This is a genomic window from Butyrivibrio sp. MC2021 (genome assembly GCF_000621605.1).
In the GTDB taxonomy this organism is placed as follows: domain Bacteria; phylum Bacillota; class Clostridia; order Lachnospirales; family Lachnospiraceae; genus Butyrivibrio.
In genome coordinates this window covers 547,979-564,583 of sequence record NZ_JHXX01000001.1, presented here as the reverse complement: position 1 = coordinate 564,583, position 16,605 = coordinate 547,979, and the positions used below count along the sequence as shown (strand labels likewise).

Sequence of the window (16,605 nt, the reverse complement as noted above, 5' to 3'; positions counted from 1 at the left end):
ATTAGTTAAAAAATTATCAGTAGGAAGTGATTTAATGTTTTTCTTTGAGGTTTTATGCTTTATTTTACTGGCACTGGCGGTGTTATATTTTCTTATGATAATGCCCAGAATGCTGCATAAGCCATCAAGAGAGCCTTATACGCAGGTGCTGTATGCGCACCGGGGCTTACATGATAATACTTCCCAGGCTCCTGAGAATTCCATGGCTGCTTTTAAGAAGGCTGTGGAGGGCGGATATGGCATAGAATGTGATGTCCAGCTGACTAAGGACGGGATTCCCGTTATTTTCCACGATTTCACACTTGCCAGAGTTGCCAGATACAATGAAGGCTGTTCAGAAGAAGGTGTCAAAAACCCTGATGGTTCAATAGGAGTTACCGGCAAGGTAATAGACTATACTTTCCAGGAATTGCAACAGTTTCACCTTCTTTCTTCTGATGAGAAGATTCCAAGATTTGAAGATTTTATCAGGATGGTAGACGGAAGAGTTCCGCTTATCATTGAGCTCAAGATAGAGCTTAAGGACGTTTCCGTATGTCCCAAGGTCAACGAGCTTCTCAAGGATTACAAAGGGGTTTACTGCATAGAATCATTTAATCCGCTGGGGGTTTTCTGGTATAGGAAGAATCGCCCCGATGTTATGAGAGGACAGCTTTCGGATGAATTCCACAAGGACAAGCCTGAGGAGTTCAAGGGACCGCTGTATTTTATTCTTACGAAATTATTGCTTAATTTCCTGACCAAACCGGATTTTATAGCATTTAATCATAAGTTCCCCAGAAGCCATTCGCTTTGGCTCTGCAGACATTTGTACGGGAACGTGGCCGCAGGCTGGACCATCAAGAGTGAGGAAGAGCTGACCAGGGCCAAAAAGAACTTTGACATTTATATTTTTGACAGCTTCATTCCCAAACAGGGGAACAGGGTTTGATAATTATCCATAGCTTATCAATGTCTTGCTACCGCCGTGATGTATATGTACTCAAACAGTTGCTTGAATACATATATGTCATTGCGGAAGCGTCCGTACATGATAATGTTGTGGTGGTTATAATATGCAAATAGAAAGGTTACCGATTTAGAGGTCGGTAAGAAAGGTAAAAACATGGCGAACAAGTGGGTTTATATGTTCAGCGAAGGTGACATGACAATGCGTAACCTTCTTGGTGGTAAGGGTGCTAACCTTGCTGAGATGACAAGCATTGGTCTTCCTGTACCACAGGGCTTCACAATCACAACTGAGGCTTGCACACAGTACTACGAGGATGGTCGTAAGATCAACGACGAGATCATGGCTCAGGCTATGGAAGGCGTTAAGAAGATGGAGGAGATCAACGGCAAGAAGTTTGGCAATCTTCAGAATCCTCTTCTTGTATCAGTTCGTTCAGGTGCTCGTGCTTCAATGCCCGGTATGATGGACACAATCCTTAACCTTGGTCTTAATGACGAGGTTGTAGATGCAATGATCAAGGGCAATCCTGATCCTGCATTCGAGCGTTTTGTTTACGATTCATATCGTCGTTTCATCCAGATGTTCTCTGACGTTGTTATGGAGGTTGGTAAGAAGTACTTCGAGCAGCTCATCGACAAGATGAAAGAGGAGAAGGGTGTTAAGTTCGATGTTGACCTTACAGCAGCAGATCTTAAGGAACTTGCTACACAGTTCAAGGCTGAGTACAAGAGCCAGCTTGGCAAGGACTTCCCTTCAGATCCTGTAGAGCAGCTTAAGCTCGCTATCGAGGCTGTATTCCGTTCATGGGATAACCCTCGTGCTAACGTATATCGTCGTGATAACGATATCCCTTATTCATGGGGAACAGCTGTTAACGTAATGCCTATGGTATTCGGTAACCTTAATAATGAGTCTGGTACAGGTGTTGCTTTCACACGTGACCCTGCAACAGGTGAGAATAAACTTATGGGTGAGTTCCTTATCAACGCTCAGGGTGAGGACGTAGTTGCCGGTGTTCGTACACCTATGCCTATCGCTCAGATGGAGAAGGAATTCCCTGAGGCATATGCTGAGTTCATCAAGGTTTGTGAGACTCTTGAGAATCACTACCATGATATGCAGGATATGGAGTTCACAGTAGAGAACAAGAAGCTCTACATGCTTCAGTGCCGTAACGGTAAGAGAACAGCTCCTGCTGCTCTTAAGATCGCTTGTGACCTTGTTGATGAGGGACACAAGACTCCTGAAGAAGCTGTAGCAATGATCGATCCTCGTAACCTTGATACACTTCTTCACCCTCAGTTCGATGCTGCTGCTCTTAAGGCTGCAACACCTATCGGAAAGGGTCTTGGTGCTTCACCCGGAGCTGCTTGCGGTAAGGTTGTATTCACAGCTGATGACGCTGTAGAATGGGCTGCAAGAGGCGAGAAGGTTGTACTTGTTCGTCTTGAGACTTCACCTGAGGATATCACAGGTATGAAGGCTGCTCAGGGTATCCTTACAGTTCGTGGTGGTATGACATCACACGCTGCCGTAGTTGCTCGTGGTATGGGTGAGTGCTGCGTATCAGGTTGTGGCGACATCAACATGGACGAAGAGAACAAAAAGTTCACTCTTGCAGGAAAAGAGTTCCACGAGGGAGACTTCATTTCAATCGATGGTACAACAGGTAACATCTATGATGGCCAGATCGCAACAGTTGATGCTCAGATCGCCGGCGAGTTCGGACGTATCATGGCATGGGCTGATGAGTTCAGAAGACTTAAGGTTCGTACAAACGCTGATACACCTGCAGATGCTAAGAAGGCTAGAGAGCTTGGTGCTGAGGGTATTGGTCTTTGCCGTACAGAGCACATGTTCTTCGAGGAAGACAGAATCGCTGCTTTCCGTGAGATGATCTGCTCAGATACAGTAGAAGAGAGAGAGGAAGCTCTTGATAAAATCCTTCCTTACCAGCAGTCAGACTTCAAGGCTCTCTATGAGGCACTTGAGGGATGCCCTGTTACAATCAGATTCCTTGATCCTCCGCTTCACGAGTTCGTTCCTACAACAGAGGACGAGATCAAGAAGCTTGCAGAGGCAAAGAATAAGAGCGTAGAAGAGATCAAGGCTATCATCACATCTCTTCACGAGTTCAACCCTATGATGGGTCACAGAGGATGCCGTCTTGCAGTTACATATCCTGAAATTGCTAAGATGCAGACTAAGGCTGTTATCCGCGCTGCTCTTGAAGTACAGAAGGAGCACCCTCAGTGGAATGTTAAGCCTGAGATCATGATTCCTCTTGTATGCGAAGTTAAGGAGCTTAAGTACGTTAAGAAGGTAGTTGTTGAGACAGCTGATGCTGAGATCGCAGCTGCCGGTGCTAAGCTTGAGTACGAAGTTGGTACAATGATCGAGATCCCAAGAGCTGCTCTTACAGCTGATGAGATCGCTAAGGAAGCTGATTTCTTCTGCTTCGGTACTAACGACCTTACACAGATGACATTCGGATTCTCTCGTGATGATGCCGGTAAGTTCCTCAATGCTTACTATGACACAAAGATCTTCGAGAACGATCCATTTGCTAAGCTTGACCAGACTGGTGTTGGTAAGCTTATGGAGATGTCACTTAAGCTTGGTAAGCCTGTAAATCCTTCACTTCATGTTGGTATTTGCGGCGAGCACGGTGGAGATCCTTCATCAGTTGAGTTCTGCCACAAGATCGGACTTGACTATGTATCATGCTCACCTTTCCGTGTTCCTGTTGCAAGACTTGCTGCTGCTCAGGCTGCTATCGCTGAGAAGAGCGCTAAGTGTTCTTGCGAGGGTTCAAAGTCTTTCGTAGATGATGAGACCAAGGAGAAGCTTAAAGAGGCTGCTGAGAAGGCTCAGGTTATCGCTAAGGAGCTCGCAGAGACATCTGCTGAGGTTGCTAAGGCTGGACTTGCCGGACTTAAGGCTGGTCTTGAAGAGGCTAAGAAGGTTTACAACGATAACAGAAATAAATAATATTCTGAAATGGATATATAAAGAGGGCTGCCGAATCGGCAGCCCTTTTGTTATGCAATAAAAGTAATTAACTTGTTATGGATTAACCTCATGAAGGATTCTGACCCACTGGGGATGCTCTTTACCCTGGTTGAAACTAACGGTTATGGTACTGTTGAAGTCGTCATCAAACCGAAATGTATAGGCGGTGGAATAACTGCTGTCATTGGTATATTTCGGCTCACCCATGGTGGCAAGAACTTCCTCACGGGTAGTTGACGCCAAAGAAAGTTTGCCGTCATAGAATGTGGCATCAGTGCCAAGCTTCTCCAGAGAACTGGAGAAGATCGAGATACATACCACCTGACAATCACGTATATTTGCGGGAGATGATGAAAAGTTCCTGGCATTTATCTGGAAGTGCTGGCTATGATCACCGGGGCAGGAAAGGTCAATATATTTAGCTTCATCGGCTTCCAGTGTTATATCTTCGTCAGTATCTTCAAAGAAGTTCCAACCTCTGTCCAAAAGAGCTTCCAGGCTGACAGGAATAGAGTAATCTATATCATAGAGGTTAAAGGAAAAAGTGCTGTCCGCTTCATTGTACGCCGGTATATCATAACTGATCTCCCGTACCTGAGTATCATCATCTTCTGAAACTTCATCTGAGTATTCATCTGAGAATTCTTCCGAGGCATAATCAGATCCTTCAGCTTCTTCAGAATAGTCTGATGGGGGAGGAGACTTAAGCTGACCAACTATGAAAATAGTCCCTGCAATCAATACGCCAATCGCTGACAATAATACGACCGATAGTAGGATTATGTCTTTCTTATTGTATTTTTTCAAACGTTATATACTCCTTGTTAATGTGTTTTTAAAATGATTTTTATTATATTACATGTACGTAAAAAAATAAATGCAGGAATGTTTTTTCCTGCATTTATCATATTTCTTTATTGTTGTTTTAGTTTCCGGTATGGGAGAGCTGCGCTTATTTTTTGACTGATAAATTAGAATCCAACGCAAGTTCCCTTTAATGAAGCGCCCTTGATGTTGTTCTTTCCGTTCTTGGATGTGCAGCTGTCGATAATAGCTGTACCGAAGGTTACCTTTTTGCCAAGAGCTGAAGGAGTTCCTTCCTTAGGCCAGTTGTAGTTGTATTTCTTGTTGCCGTCTGCAAGGCAGTTCTTCATGGTTACAACACCGTTCTGGTTGTTTCTGTCGAATCCGCTGGCATAGTTGCCGATTGCCTGACATCCCTCAAGATAGTGGTTAAGAGGATCAAGGTGAGCTGCAACGCCTGATGTCTTGTTGTCTACACCACCCATTTTGAATCCGTTGCCATCACCGTAAATACCATTGCAATAGCCGTTGTAGTTAGCCTTGCAGTTCTTAAGTGTAACTGCACCGTGAGCTGCATAGCAGTCCCATCCGTCATCACTGTTGTATTCGGCTACACAGTTCTCGAAGTAGTTGCCTACACCTGAATGAAGCTTAACAGCAAATCCGTCTGCGTTCTCACCCTTAGGATCTGCGTTGTGGTGTGAATGGCAGCTGTAGAACTTGTTGTTGGCACCGCCGTTGCTTACCTGGAAGCCTGCATCCTTGTTGTAGCAGCAGGTCACATTGGTGAAGGTGTTGTTGTTTCCGTCGATGAAGATACCGTTGTCGGCTGCGTTCTTAACTGTAAAGTTCTCAAGCTTGCTGCCGCTTCCTGAGATTGTAATTCCTCTTCCTGAGCTGCCACTGGTAGAAGAGAAGTCGATTGTTGCATTGTTCTTACCTGAAATATGTACTCCGCTCTTAAGCTTAACAGCGCCGCTCTTTACAGTACCATCGATAATAATGGTTGTTCCTGCTGAAGCCTTGCTGATTGCTGACTCAAGAGTTGTTCCACCATTTTTAACTGTGATGGTGTTGCCGGAAGGTGTTGTTGAACCTGATCCGGAACCACTTCCTGAACCACTGCCTGAACCTGAGCCACTGCCTGAGCCTGAGCCGCCGCTTGAACCTGAACCGCTTGAACCCTGATTGCAGGCTTCAAATTTGAACTGCTGACAGGCTTTTCCGGTGTATTTCATTGTGATAACATTGGCACCGTCTGAAGAAGATGAGCCGTTAACATCAACAGCCTGCTTGTTATTGCTGCATTTTGTCTGAAGTGCTACCACACCGCTGGAGATTTTTTTAACCTTAAAGGTCTGTGAATCTCTGCCGTTGGCAACCCAGATCTGAATATTTGTGCCATTGTCAGCCTTACCACCGTTAACATCCAGCATGCGGCCACCCTTAAGACCGCTTCTGATAGTGATATAATTACTTCCCTGATTAGTTACATACCATTTCTGAGGATCTCCACCAATGCCCTTGTACTGCTGAACATTGGCCCCGTTGGAGTCATTGCCTCCTGCAACATCAAGGTATTTCTGGCTGCCTATGTCCTTGATGTAATACCATCCGTCTGCAATGATGTTTGATCCCGCCTCAGCGGTTTTCCCCGTTGTAGCCACGTTGGCTGTAGATACTACCACAGCTGCCGTCAGTATGGCTACCAATAGCTTTTTTGCATACCTACGTAACATTTGTTTGTCCTCCCAATATTCTGAAAAATGTTTAAGCCTCCCAAACCAAAACACGATAGTATCATAGCACACGGATACTGGGAATGAAAGCGCTTTCATTATGTGAAAACGTAGAAATTTCCGGGGGCAAATTTGGTCAAAATGTCATTTCGTTTCATGGATAAACGCTAAGTTGTATACCTAATTCTAAAAATTCAATAAATACTGACTGACATATACTGTATATTGATAGTAGATGACCTGAAAATGGTTTATAATATTGATATGGCATCTGATATTGAAATGATCGATGAACTTAATATTAATGCGGGTCTGGACTCCTTTGATACCAAGGCGTATGAGAAGGAGTTACAGCTATGCAAAGAGGCAGGGGCTGATGTTGAGAAACTGAAGGCCCTTAAGTTTAATGCGCTCCAATTATCAGAGATCAGAAAAGGTATTTTGGCGAAGGTTGATGTTTCCAAATATTTTAATCCCAAGCTCTCCTGGACAGCCATGGAAGAGATGAGACTTGAGATGCAGCAGAAGGTGGATATGACTGAGTACAGGAAGCAGGGCTTTGATACCCAGCAGCTTTCTCAGATCAGGCAGGGAATCCTTGATGATGTTGATGTGTCAACCTATGCAAAAAAAGAGTATTTTGCGGACCAGATGAAGCAGATAAGGCTGGGCCTTAGTAAGACTGACGGCGTTCCTGTAATTTTTTACCTGGATCCAGCCTTCAGCTCCCAGCAGATGAGAGAAATACGAAAGGGCTTACAGGCAAGTCTTGATATCTCAGTATATGCTAAGGTTGAGATGCCTTATCTCAAGATGCGCGCCATCAGAAAAGCTGCTGAGGATGGTCTCGTTTTTGATCAAGGGACAATAGATAAATATAATGCAAGCATATTGCAACAGATGCATCTTGCTTACCTGGATAAAGTAGATATTTCCTCCTATGTGGGACAGAGATTCGACGAGGAACAGCTGGAGCAGGTCAGAATAGCCCTTAATAATAATCTGCCCATTGACCGCTATATATCCGTAAACATGAGAGGCGACGCCATAAGAGAAGTGCGTCTTGGCCTTGAGGTTGGTGTTGAAGTTGGAAAATATGCTGATGCGGCCTACAGCTGGCAGCAAATGCGTGAAATGCGCCTTGGCCTTGAGCATCAGATAGATATCACTCCTTATTGTAAGCCCCTGTACCAGGCGGATCAGATGTTTGAAATAAGGATGGGCATAGAAGAAGGCCTTGATATAAGCAAATTCTCATCCATGATGTATACCGCCAGGGACATGCACAGAATAAGACAGAAGCTTCTTGATTCCGGAGCTTATAAGCTCAAAAAATCTGTGGGACCCAACGGCGAGATTATAGAGAGTCAGGACGGCCTTTACTCCAAGCCTGAAGGAAGGACTGAGGACGACCGCGTAGCTGAGGAGATGCTCCTTAGAAGGGATCAGATCATCTCCATTGAATCAAACAATATGATCTGTTACATGACTCTTCCTATCAGACAGGACGGGGCAGCTTACACAGAAAAGGCTGTACTTGGCTTTTTGACAAGGGCAAGAGTTGCCTTTGGAATTGATTATAATGCCATTGCAGATGTGGTAAAAAACAAGAAGATTGGCCATAAATTCGTGGCAGCTGTTGGCAAGGAACCCGTCAACGGTCAGGACGGACATTACGAGTTCTTCTTCGACACCTCGGATCTGGCGGAGCCCATAATCCTTAAGGACGGTACCGCAGATCTTTCAAATATCGAAATGCTCAAACAGATAAAGGTGGGCGATAAGGTGGCGGTATACCACAAGGCTACCAAGGGCGAAGACGGATATGATGTTTTCGGAAGAACTCTTGTGGCCAAACCGGGCAAGGAGGTTCCTATCCTTAAGGGAACAGGCTTCATGATCCTAAATGACAGAGTGACCTACGTTGCCACCTACAGCGGAGCTATCAGAATGGAGGATGGAGAGGTACATATCCAGAAACTCCTGGTGGTTCCTGAAGTAAATATTACAGATAAAAAGATCAAATATGACGGAACAGTATATGTAACGGAAAATGTAAATTCCGGAAGTGAGATTGAAGCTACCGGAGATGTGCTCATCGGAGGACATATGGAATCCTCCAGCATCATCAGCGGAGGCAATGTCATCATCAAGGGAGGCTGCACCTGTCCTCTCAGAGGCGGTGTAGAGGCCAAGGGCGATGTATCCGCCAAGTACTTCGAAGGCGCGGTGGTAAAAGGCAGAAATATTACCGCCAACTTCTTTATCAACTGTGAGGTTCAGGCCACCGGAATGCTTAAGACCTATGGAAGAGCCGGTATTATTTACGGAGGCTCAGCCAATTCTCTGTATGGCATGGAAGTTGCCCATCTTGGAAACAAGAGCGGCGTAAAGACTATAGTCAATATAGGTGTTAATAACCAGATTCTGACTCAGTATAACGCCATCTGTAAGGACCTTAGCAGAGAAGAAGATGAACTTAACGCTCTGGAATCCGAGAAGCTCCGTCTTCAGGAACTGGGGGCCGGTGATAAGCGTATTATGCAGTGGAAGATCAAGATCAATGCTGCCGTAAGCTCCAAGGAACTTCATATTAAACAGATGAGGGAGAAAAAAGAGGCTCTGGAGGCTGAGATCAATAAGGGAAGAGGTGCCAGAGTCAAAGTAACTGAAGTTGTATATGCAGGAACCTTCTTTATCATTGCGGGAATAAAGCTAAAGATAGAGGAGGACAGAAAGGCATACGGAAATCTTACATTTAAAGCGGACATTGAAAGTGAGTCCATCGTAGCGATCTAAACAGATAACGGGCAGGCAAATTATCGCTTGCCCGTTTTTTTGTGTGCCATGAGCATTTATATGTATTATAATAAAAATGGTATGTAATACCGCGGGGGGAATATAATATGGCAAACAAGCAGGGGAACGCAGGCAACAGCTTTATGCTGAAGATCTGTGGCTTTATCGTCGACAAGCGAAATCTCTTTTTTCTTATTTACGCTATTCTGTGTATATTTTCAGTGATTGCAAATGGATGGGTCAAGGTTGAGAATGACCTGGCATATTATCTGCCTTCTGACTGTGAGACCAGGCAGGGTCTGGATCTTATGGAGGAAGAGTTTACTACCTATGGCTCTGTAAAGACCATGGTGGCTAACATATCCTATGATCAGGCACTTATGATACAGAAAGACATACAGAACATCGAGGGCGTTTTTTCCTGCGAAGTTGATGACAGCAGCGACCACTACGCCAATGGCTCAGCCCTTTTTAATATCACCTTTGACTATGATGAAAACGACGAGGAGTGTCTTGTTTCACTGGCTCAGGTAAGAGAATATTTCACGGATTATGATTCCTATGAATCAACCACACTTGGAGATATTCAGCCTGAACTTATTGCAAAGGAGATGGATGTCATCTCTGTTATTGTTGTATTTATTGTAGTGGGAGTTCTTCTTTTGACCTCCCAGGCCTATGCGGAAGTGCCGGTGCTGCTTCTTACCTTCGGCTCCGCGGCCCTGGTTCAGATGGGAACCAACTTCCTTTTTGGCACCATATCCTTCGTTTCCAATTCCGTTACTATCGTTCTTCAGCTGGCACTGTCTGTTGACTATGCCGTTATTTTCCTAAACAGATTCAAGGAGGAGAGACAGAAGATGGAGGCCCGCGAAGCCTGCATTGTCTCTTTGTCCAAGGCTATCCCCGAGATCTCCGGAAGCTCCCTTACCACCATGGGTGGTCTTATTGCCATGCTGTTCATGCAGTTTGGAATAGGTAAGGATCTTGGCATTGTACTTATAAAAGCAATTCTGTTAAGCCTTTTGTCCGTATTCCTTTTGATGCCCGGAATCATTATGCTTTTTGCCGATCTCATGGAAAAGACAAAGCATAAGAATTTCATTCCACAGATTCCCTTCGTCGGCAAATTTGCCTATGCCACCAGATATATAGTTGCCCCGGCCTTTGTGGTGGCCATTATTATTGCCCAGAGGCTGTCTTCGGGAACTCCTTATGTATATGGTTACAGTCAGATTACGCCGCCCCTGATTAACGACGTTCAGAAGGCACAGAATCTTCAGAATGAAAATTTCTATTCTGATAATATGATGGCCCTTGTTTTCCCTTCAGGGGATTATGAGAGGGAAAAAAGACTTATAGACGACCTTGAGAACAATCAGCATGTGACCTCTGTTACAGGCCTTGCCAATGCAGAAGCCATCGGAGGATATACTCTTACTGATAAGCTTACCCCAAGACAGTTTTCAGAGCTTCTGGATGTGGACTACGAGGTGGCAGAGCTTGTTTATGCAGCATACGCCGTTAATGACTCGGACTACGCCAAGGTTGTCAATGGCCTGGCCAATTACAAGGTGCCTCTTATAGAGATGTTTATGTTCGTGTATCAGGAGGTGGAAGAGGGCTACGTAACTCTTGACGATTCCCTTATGGAAAAACTCAATGATGCCGACAGAATGATGAATTTTGCAAAGAAGCAGCTTCAGGGTGAGAACTATTCACGTGTCCTGGTTTATGTTGATCTTCCCCAGGAATCGGAGGAGACCTTTGACTTTATACAGGAGCTCCATAGGATCACTGAGAAATATTATGATGAAGACAAGATATATGTAGTAGGAGAATCCGTCAGCCAGTATGACCTTAAGAAATGTTTTGCCAGGGACAACACTGTGACCAGTGTGATATCAATACTGGCGGTACTTATCGTACTTCTTTTTACCTTCAAATCAGCAGGTATGCCGGTGCTGCTTATCGCTGTTATTCAGGGATGTATCTGGATCAACTTCTCCTTCCCTGCAATACAGCATGACAATCTGTTTTTCCTGGGATACCTTATCGTCAGCTCCATTCAGATGGGTGCCAATATCGACTATGCCATTGTTATAGCCGGCAGATATACAGAGCTTAGAAGCACCAGAGGAAAGAAGGAAGCCATCATCGACACTATGAATCTTTCCTTCCCTACAATTATTACTTCAGGAACCATGCTGGCGGTGGCAGGTACGCTTATCGGTAACATGACCTCCGACTGCGCCATCTACGGTATTGGAAAATGCCTTGGTCGAGGAACCATCATTTCCATCTTTGTTACCATGTTTGTACTGCCTCAGATTCTTCTTGTGGGTGATAAGGTCATAGAGCTTACTGCCTTTGTTATGAACATGCCTATTCAGACGAAACAGATCTCCGGAGCTATGCGAATTGACGGCATGGTAAGAGGAAGGATCGAAGGTACTGTAAATGGTATTGTCCATGCAACGGTAAGAGGAAATGTCAGTGCCTTTATAGATAACGGAGAAGTCCACAAGCTGGATGAGTCAGAAGAGGAGCTGGAGACAGGAACGGATATGACAAGCAGGGAGGGCGTGTAATATGAAAAAAAGATATTTGGCAGCCCTTATGGCTATTATGATGTTCTCTGCTTCAGTTACAGTCTCTTTTGCGGAAAATGATACCCCTGCCCAAGAGGAGACCGAGAGCACTTCGGAGCTTACCACGGCTTCCCAGAAAAAAGCTGAGGAAAAAGTCGTTGATGTTGATGAGGATATAAGAGCTGATATTGAGGAGTCTATTCCCAAGGTTATTCAGGAAATAAAGATCAGCACCGCGGATGAGTTTCTGGAATTTGCCAGAAACTGCAGCCTTGATACCTGGTCGGTGAATAAAAAGGTTGTTCTTATGGAGAACATCTCTTTGCTGGGAAAAGACTTCAGGGGCATACCTTCCTTCGGTGGATATTTTGACGGTCAGGGCCATACCATATCTGAGGTTAATATCAGTAAAGGTCTTTCCTACGCAGGCCTTTTTACCTATATTCAAAAGGGTGCGGTTGTAGAGAGCCTGAATGTGACAGGCATTGTTCAGCCCGACGGTAATACCACCATTATCGGCGGAATAGCGGGAGATAATTGCGGAACCATTCATGACTGTTCCTTTAAGGGAATAGTATGCGGCAATGATTATATAGGAGGAATTGTCGGTATCAACGAGCTGACAGGAAGCATCACCTCCTGCAGAATGGAAGGCTTCATCAGCGGCATGCACTTTATCGGAGGCATTGCAGGTAAGAACGATGGCAATCTGTCCAACTGCAGAAATGATGCTCTTGTAAATACCACCAATACCGACACTGAGATCACCATTGATTCTTTTGAAAAGCTCAATTCGGTGCTTAATCTTTTAAGGGACGGCTTTAATCAGAGCCGTGAGGAAGCCAAATCCGACGTGACTGTTTCTGATATAGGCGGAATTGCCGGTGTGAGCATTGGTATTATCTCCCATTGCATCAACAACGGAGAGATCGGCTATGACCACGTTGGCTATAACGTGGGAGGAATTGCGGGAAGACAGTCAGGCTATGTTCTTCGCTGCTCCAATAACGGCAAGGTCAAGGGCCGCAAGGATGTGGGCGGAATCGTAGGCCAGGCTGAGCCCTTTATTACTGTGGATCTTAGCTCAGATGTTGCTTTCCAGCTGCAGCAGGCAATGGAGAAACTCCATGACAGTGTTACGGTAACCCTTAAGGATGCAAAAAGTGAGTCTGACACCGTGACCAACAGACTGGCGGTGATATCAAGGTTTACTGCAGGTGCCATCGATGATACAAGGTATCTGGCAGCAGGTACCGTGGACTTTGCAAATGGCGTTACAAGCGCCACCACTGAGGCTTTTTCCAGGATAGATTACATTCTTGATGAGGCCTCCAAAAACGGCGGTCCCATGGATAACGCAGGCTCAGCCGTGGAAAATATCGGTGAGGCTTCCAAAGATATAAAAAGGACAGTGGGAGACATTGATATTGAAAAATACATAAGGGATGAGGATGAGCTTAGGCAGTACAGACAGGCAAAACTCATTCTTGAAAGTGCCTCTGCCCAGTACAGCGAGCTTACCGAGAGATCCAAGAGGACCTTTTACAATCTGGCCATCATGAATTACAAGGGAAGCTATGATGGCACCACGGATCTGCAATTTGTGGACTCTGTGGGAAATGTCATAACGGACTATTCCGGCTGGAGCCAGGATAATATAGGAACCGGCACCAATGCCGACGCCCAGGGAAAATGGCAGCATGGTTCAGGTGAAGAATTCCCTGTAAGCGGCAATTCCGAAGATACCCAGCTTCATGCCATTGCCCAGGGAGAAGCTGATTCCAAGAGCGATGCCTATGCCAGGGAGAATTATGTAAATCCTGTCACAGGAACAAAGGGAACCTATACAGAGGACATCATCACCCAGACCTCAGTGCTTATTAGTATCTATGAGAAGCATCTTCCGGAAATGACAGATGCGGCAAGGGTAGATGCCCAGAATGCCATGAATGATATTGAAGCGGCAGCAAGTGATTTCAGAAGAGCCGGAGCCCAGACAAAAGACATAGTGGGTAACATCGCAGGAAGAAGTAATATAACCTTCCCGCAGTTCTCCTCAGAATATAAGGCCCATACAGCCAGTCTTGCAGACAATATGCAGGGCATGAATGACAACTTCGGTCTTCTTGCTTCTGAGATAAGGGATGGTAACGGTGTTCTGGTAGATGATCTTTTGAATATGAGCGATCAGTTTACCAATATCCTTGAGCTGTATACCGACGCCATTGATGGAGTTTTGGAAAAAGACTACACGAATCTTTTTACTGATGAATCCTACGCGGCAGCAGAGCATACCACCGATGCAACCATCGATTCCTGTTTTAACTTCGGAGAGTGTGAAGGTGATATCGACTGTTCGGGAATCGCAGGAACAATGGCTATCGAGTATGATTTTGACAAGGAGAGCGATATCACCGGTAACAAGGACAATCCTCTCAACACCTCATATCTCACCAAATGTGTTCTCAGGGATAACAGGAACTACGGAGATATAAAGTCGCTCAAGAACTACGCCGGCGGAGTGTGCGGTCTTCAGGAGATGGGAACCATTATTGATTGCGGAAGTTATGCGAAGGTTATTTCTACATCAGGTAATTATGTAGGTGGTGTTGCCGGTTCATCAATTTCTCATATAGTGAAGTCCTATGCCAAGGGAGAACTGGAAGGCAACGATTATGTTGGCGGAATAACCGGTGACGGCAAACATATCAGGGAGTGTCTGACCATTGTTACTGTTGGAAATGCCAAGAACTGGTACGGCGCCATTGCGGGACATGTTGCCGAGGACGGAGAAGTAAGAGATAACTATTTTGTCAGTGATGATCTCTGCGGAATAGACAGAGTCAGCTATACCATGAAGGCTGAGCCCATCAGATATGATGCGGTTTCCCAGAATAAGGTATTTATTGAGCTTGAAGAAGAGACTGAAGAAAAGCATGAACAGGAACCGGTGTACAGAGAACTTCCCTATGAATTCAGCAATCTGAAGGTCACCTTCATTCTTGAGGATGAGGACCTTGAGGGTGGCAGTAAAAAGATAGGACAGATATACAAGGAATATGGCCAGACTTTGTCAGAGGAGGAGTATCCTTCCGTGGATCCCAAGGAAGGCAATTATGTGGTCTGGGACATCGATCATGTGGACAAGATCACCAGTGATATTACTGTTAAAGCCGGCTATAAGAGGTATCGTACCACTATTGCCGAGGACAACAGACAGGAGGGCTTTTATCAGTCAGAGCTTCTGGTGGACGGCTCTTTTAAAGAGGATGACAGACTGGAGGTTAAGAGGAATTTTGAGAAAACTCCGGAAATGAGCTTTTCTGATTTCCTTGATAACTACGAGATACTTACTGTAAAGGTTCCCGACGACGGAAACAGTATTCATCAGATAAGGTTCAGACTGAGGGATGATCTTGGCAAGCTTTATGAGATGTTTCCGGGAATATTCAAGGAGCAGCATGTTCTTTATCTTGTAAAAGGGAATGAGAGAATCCGTCTTGAGAAAACAGGGTCCATGGGCGGATATTCCACCTATGACATAGAAGGCAATGAGTTTGTTATATCAATTGGCATATATAACAGCGACAAAGTGCTTGTTCTGATGGTGGCCGCACTTGTAATCGCAATACTGCTGGCACTGATCATTCTAATTGTTGTTATATGGAATATAAGAAAGCACAGTAAAAAGCTTCCTACGGCCCTGAAGATACTAAGGACCAGCGTATCAGAGAAAATCGAAAACAAGGAACAGCTTTTCTATGATGATTCCCAGGACGATATCCTGAAGAAGGAAATTGAAGAGTATAAAAAATCTTTAACCGGTCAGGTAGATAAACAGGAATCCCAAAATGAATCCGGGAAGAAAAAACGTAGAAGACAAAAAAGCAAAAAGTAAGTAACAATTAGCAGGATTTTAGGGCTGAATGAGGCAAGTTTTCATTGCACATTCAGCCTATGTTTTTTATAATAGAAAGGTAGATTTTTTGGGGGATTGAAGGTATGGAAATAAAGGAAGTTTTGAAGGAACTGCTACTTGAAGATAAGACACTGATCCACATGCCCTTTGGCAATGGCAACTGTGATTTTAACAAGTCCATTGTACTGTCCTGGGTGTTTATTTTAGTTGTCTTTATTTTGATTCTGATTTTTACCCACAATATGAAAGTTCATAATATCTCCAAAAGGCAGGCAGCCGTGGAGGGTTTTGTGCTCTGGATAAGAGGACTGGCTGTAGGAATGTTGGGAGAAGAGGGCAAGGATTATGCCACCTACATCATATCGGTGCTGGTATTTCTTGCATGCTCCAATGTAATGGGATTGTTTGGCGTAGTGCCTCCGACAATGGACCTGAATGTCACTGTTGCGCTGGCTCTTGTGAGCATAGTTATGGTTGAGGTGGCCGGCATCAGGAGCAAGGGAGTTAAGGGATGGGCCAAGGCCTTTGCACAGCCCATGGCAGTCATTGCACCCATGAATGTGTTGGAGCTTGCCATCAGACCTTTGTCACTGTGCATGCGACTCTTCGGTAATATTCTTGGAGCTACTGTTATCATGGAGCTTCTTAAGCACCTGATCCCTGTGGGATTCCCGGTGCCCTTCAGTTTATATTTTGATATCTTTGATGGCCTTATCCAGGCATATGTATTTGTGTTTTTAACATCATTGTATATAAAAGAGGCAGTTGAATAATATTAGAAAGGGGAAA

At 44.8% G+C, this 16,605-nt stretch carries 8 protein-coding genes; 6 read left to right on the top strand and 2 right to left on the bottom strand.

All coding sequences use genetic code 11. The features are described 5' to 3' along the window. Nucleotides 1-34 precede the first annotated feature (34 nt). Both T359_RS0102270 and ppdK read left to right on the top strand, forming a co-directional pair. Nucleotides 35-931 carry a glycerophosphodiester phosphodiesterase family protein gene (locus tag T359_RS0102270; protein ID WP_026516073.1) on the top strand — a complete coding sequence of 299 codons (897 nt, stop codon included), beginning with the start codon at nucleotides 35-37 and terminating at the stop codon, nucleotides 929-931. 174 nt (nucleotides 932-1,105) lie between these two features. Continuing rightward, a complete protein-coding gene (gene ppdK, locus T359_RS0102265) occupies nucleotides 1,106-3,943 on the top strand; it encodes a pyruvate, phosphate dikinase (RefSeq protein ID WP_026516072.1) in 2,838 nt (945 codons plus the stop codon). Nucleotides 3,944-4,018: 75 nt separating this feature from the next. Here the strand turns inward: ppdK and T359_RS0102260 are convergent, their stop codons facing one another. Together T359_RS0102260 and T359_RS0102255 are read right to left on the bottom strand one after the other, a co-directional pair. Next, nucleotides 4,019-4,771, bottom strand: a complete 753-nt coding sequence (locus T359_RS0102260) for a hypothetical protein (protein ID WP_155839955.1) — start codon at nucleotides 4,769-4,771, stop codon at nucleotides 4,019-4,021. Between the two features lie 164 nt (nucleotides 4,772-4,935). Further along, nucleotides 4,936-6,507, bottom strand: a complete 1,572-nt coding sequence (locus T359_RS0102255; RefSeq protein WP_026516070.1) for an RICIN domain-containing protein — start codon at nucleotides 6,505-6,507, stop codon at nucleotides 4,936-4,938. 246 nt (nucleotides 6,508-6,753) lie between these two features. On the opposite strand from T359_RS0102255, the gene T359_RS0102250 reads away from it, so the two are divergent. The 4 genes from T359_RS0102250 (at nucleotide 6,754) to T359_RS0102235 (ending at nucleotide 16,589) form a co-directional block, all read left to right on the top strand. Further along, nucleotides 6,754-9,306 carry a DUF342 domain-containing protein gene (locus T359_RS0102250; protein ID WP_026516069.1) on the top strand — a complete coding sequence of 851 codons (2,553 nt, stop codon included), beginning with the start codon at nucleotides 6,754-6,756 and terminating at the stop codon, nucleotides 9,304-9,306. 107 nt (nucleotides 9,307-9,413) lie between these two features. Continuing rightward, a complete protein-coding gene (locus T359_RS0102245) occupies nucleotides 9,414-11,897 on the top strand; it encodes an MMPL family transporter (RefSeq protein ID WP_026516068.1) in 2,484 nt (827 codons plus the stop codon). Nucleotide 11,898: 1 nt separating this feature from the next. Beyond that, nucleotides 11,899-15,795, top strand: coding sequence for a hypothetical protein (locus T359_RS0102240; RefSeq protein ID WP_026516067.1), 3,897 nt, complete (start codon nucleotides 11,899-11,901; stop codon nucleotides 15,793-15,795). Nucleotides 15,796-15,899: 104 nt separating this feature from the next. Beyond that, nucleotides 15,900-16,589: a F0F1 ATP synthase subunit A gene (locus T359_RS0102235; RefSeq protein WP_035783469.1), complete on the top strand. Its 690-nt coding sequence runs from the start codon at nucleotides 15,900-15,902 to the stop codon at nucleotides 16,587-16,589. Nucleotides 16,590-16,605 lie beyond the last annotated feature (16 nt).

What these genes read in the sequence shown, in the direction of transcription:
- T359_RS0102270 (WP_026516073.1), top strand. Translation starts at nt 35, where the DNA reads ATGTTTTTCTTTGAGGTTTTATGCTTTATTTTACTGGCACTGGCGGTG.
- ppdK (WP_026516072.1), top strand. Translation starts at nt 1,106, where the DNA reads ATGGCGAACAAGTGGGTTTATATGTTCAGCGAAGGTGACATGACAATG.
- T359_RS0102255 (WP_026516070.1), bottom strand. Translation starts at nt 6,507, where the DNA reads ATGTTACGTAGGTATGCAAAAAAGCTATTGGTAGCCATACTGACGGCA.
- T359_RS0102250 (WP_026516069.1), top strand. Translation starts at nt 6,754, where the DNA reads ATGGTTTATAATATTGATATGGCATCTGATATTGAAATGATCGATGAA.
- T359_RS0102245 (WP_026516068.1), top strand. Translation starts at nt 9,414, where the DNA reads ATGGCAAACAAGCAGGGGAACGCAGGCAACAGCTTTATGCTGAAGATC.
- T359_RS0102240 (WP_026516067.1), top strand. Translation starts at nt 11,899, where the DNA reads ATGAAAAAAAGATATTTGGCAGCCCTTATGGCTATTATGATGTTCTCT.
- T359_RS0102235 (WP_035783469.1), top strand. Translation starts at nt 15,900, where the DNA reads ATGGAAATAAAGGAAGTTTTGAAGGAACTGCTACTTGAAGATAAGACA.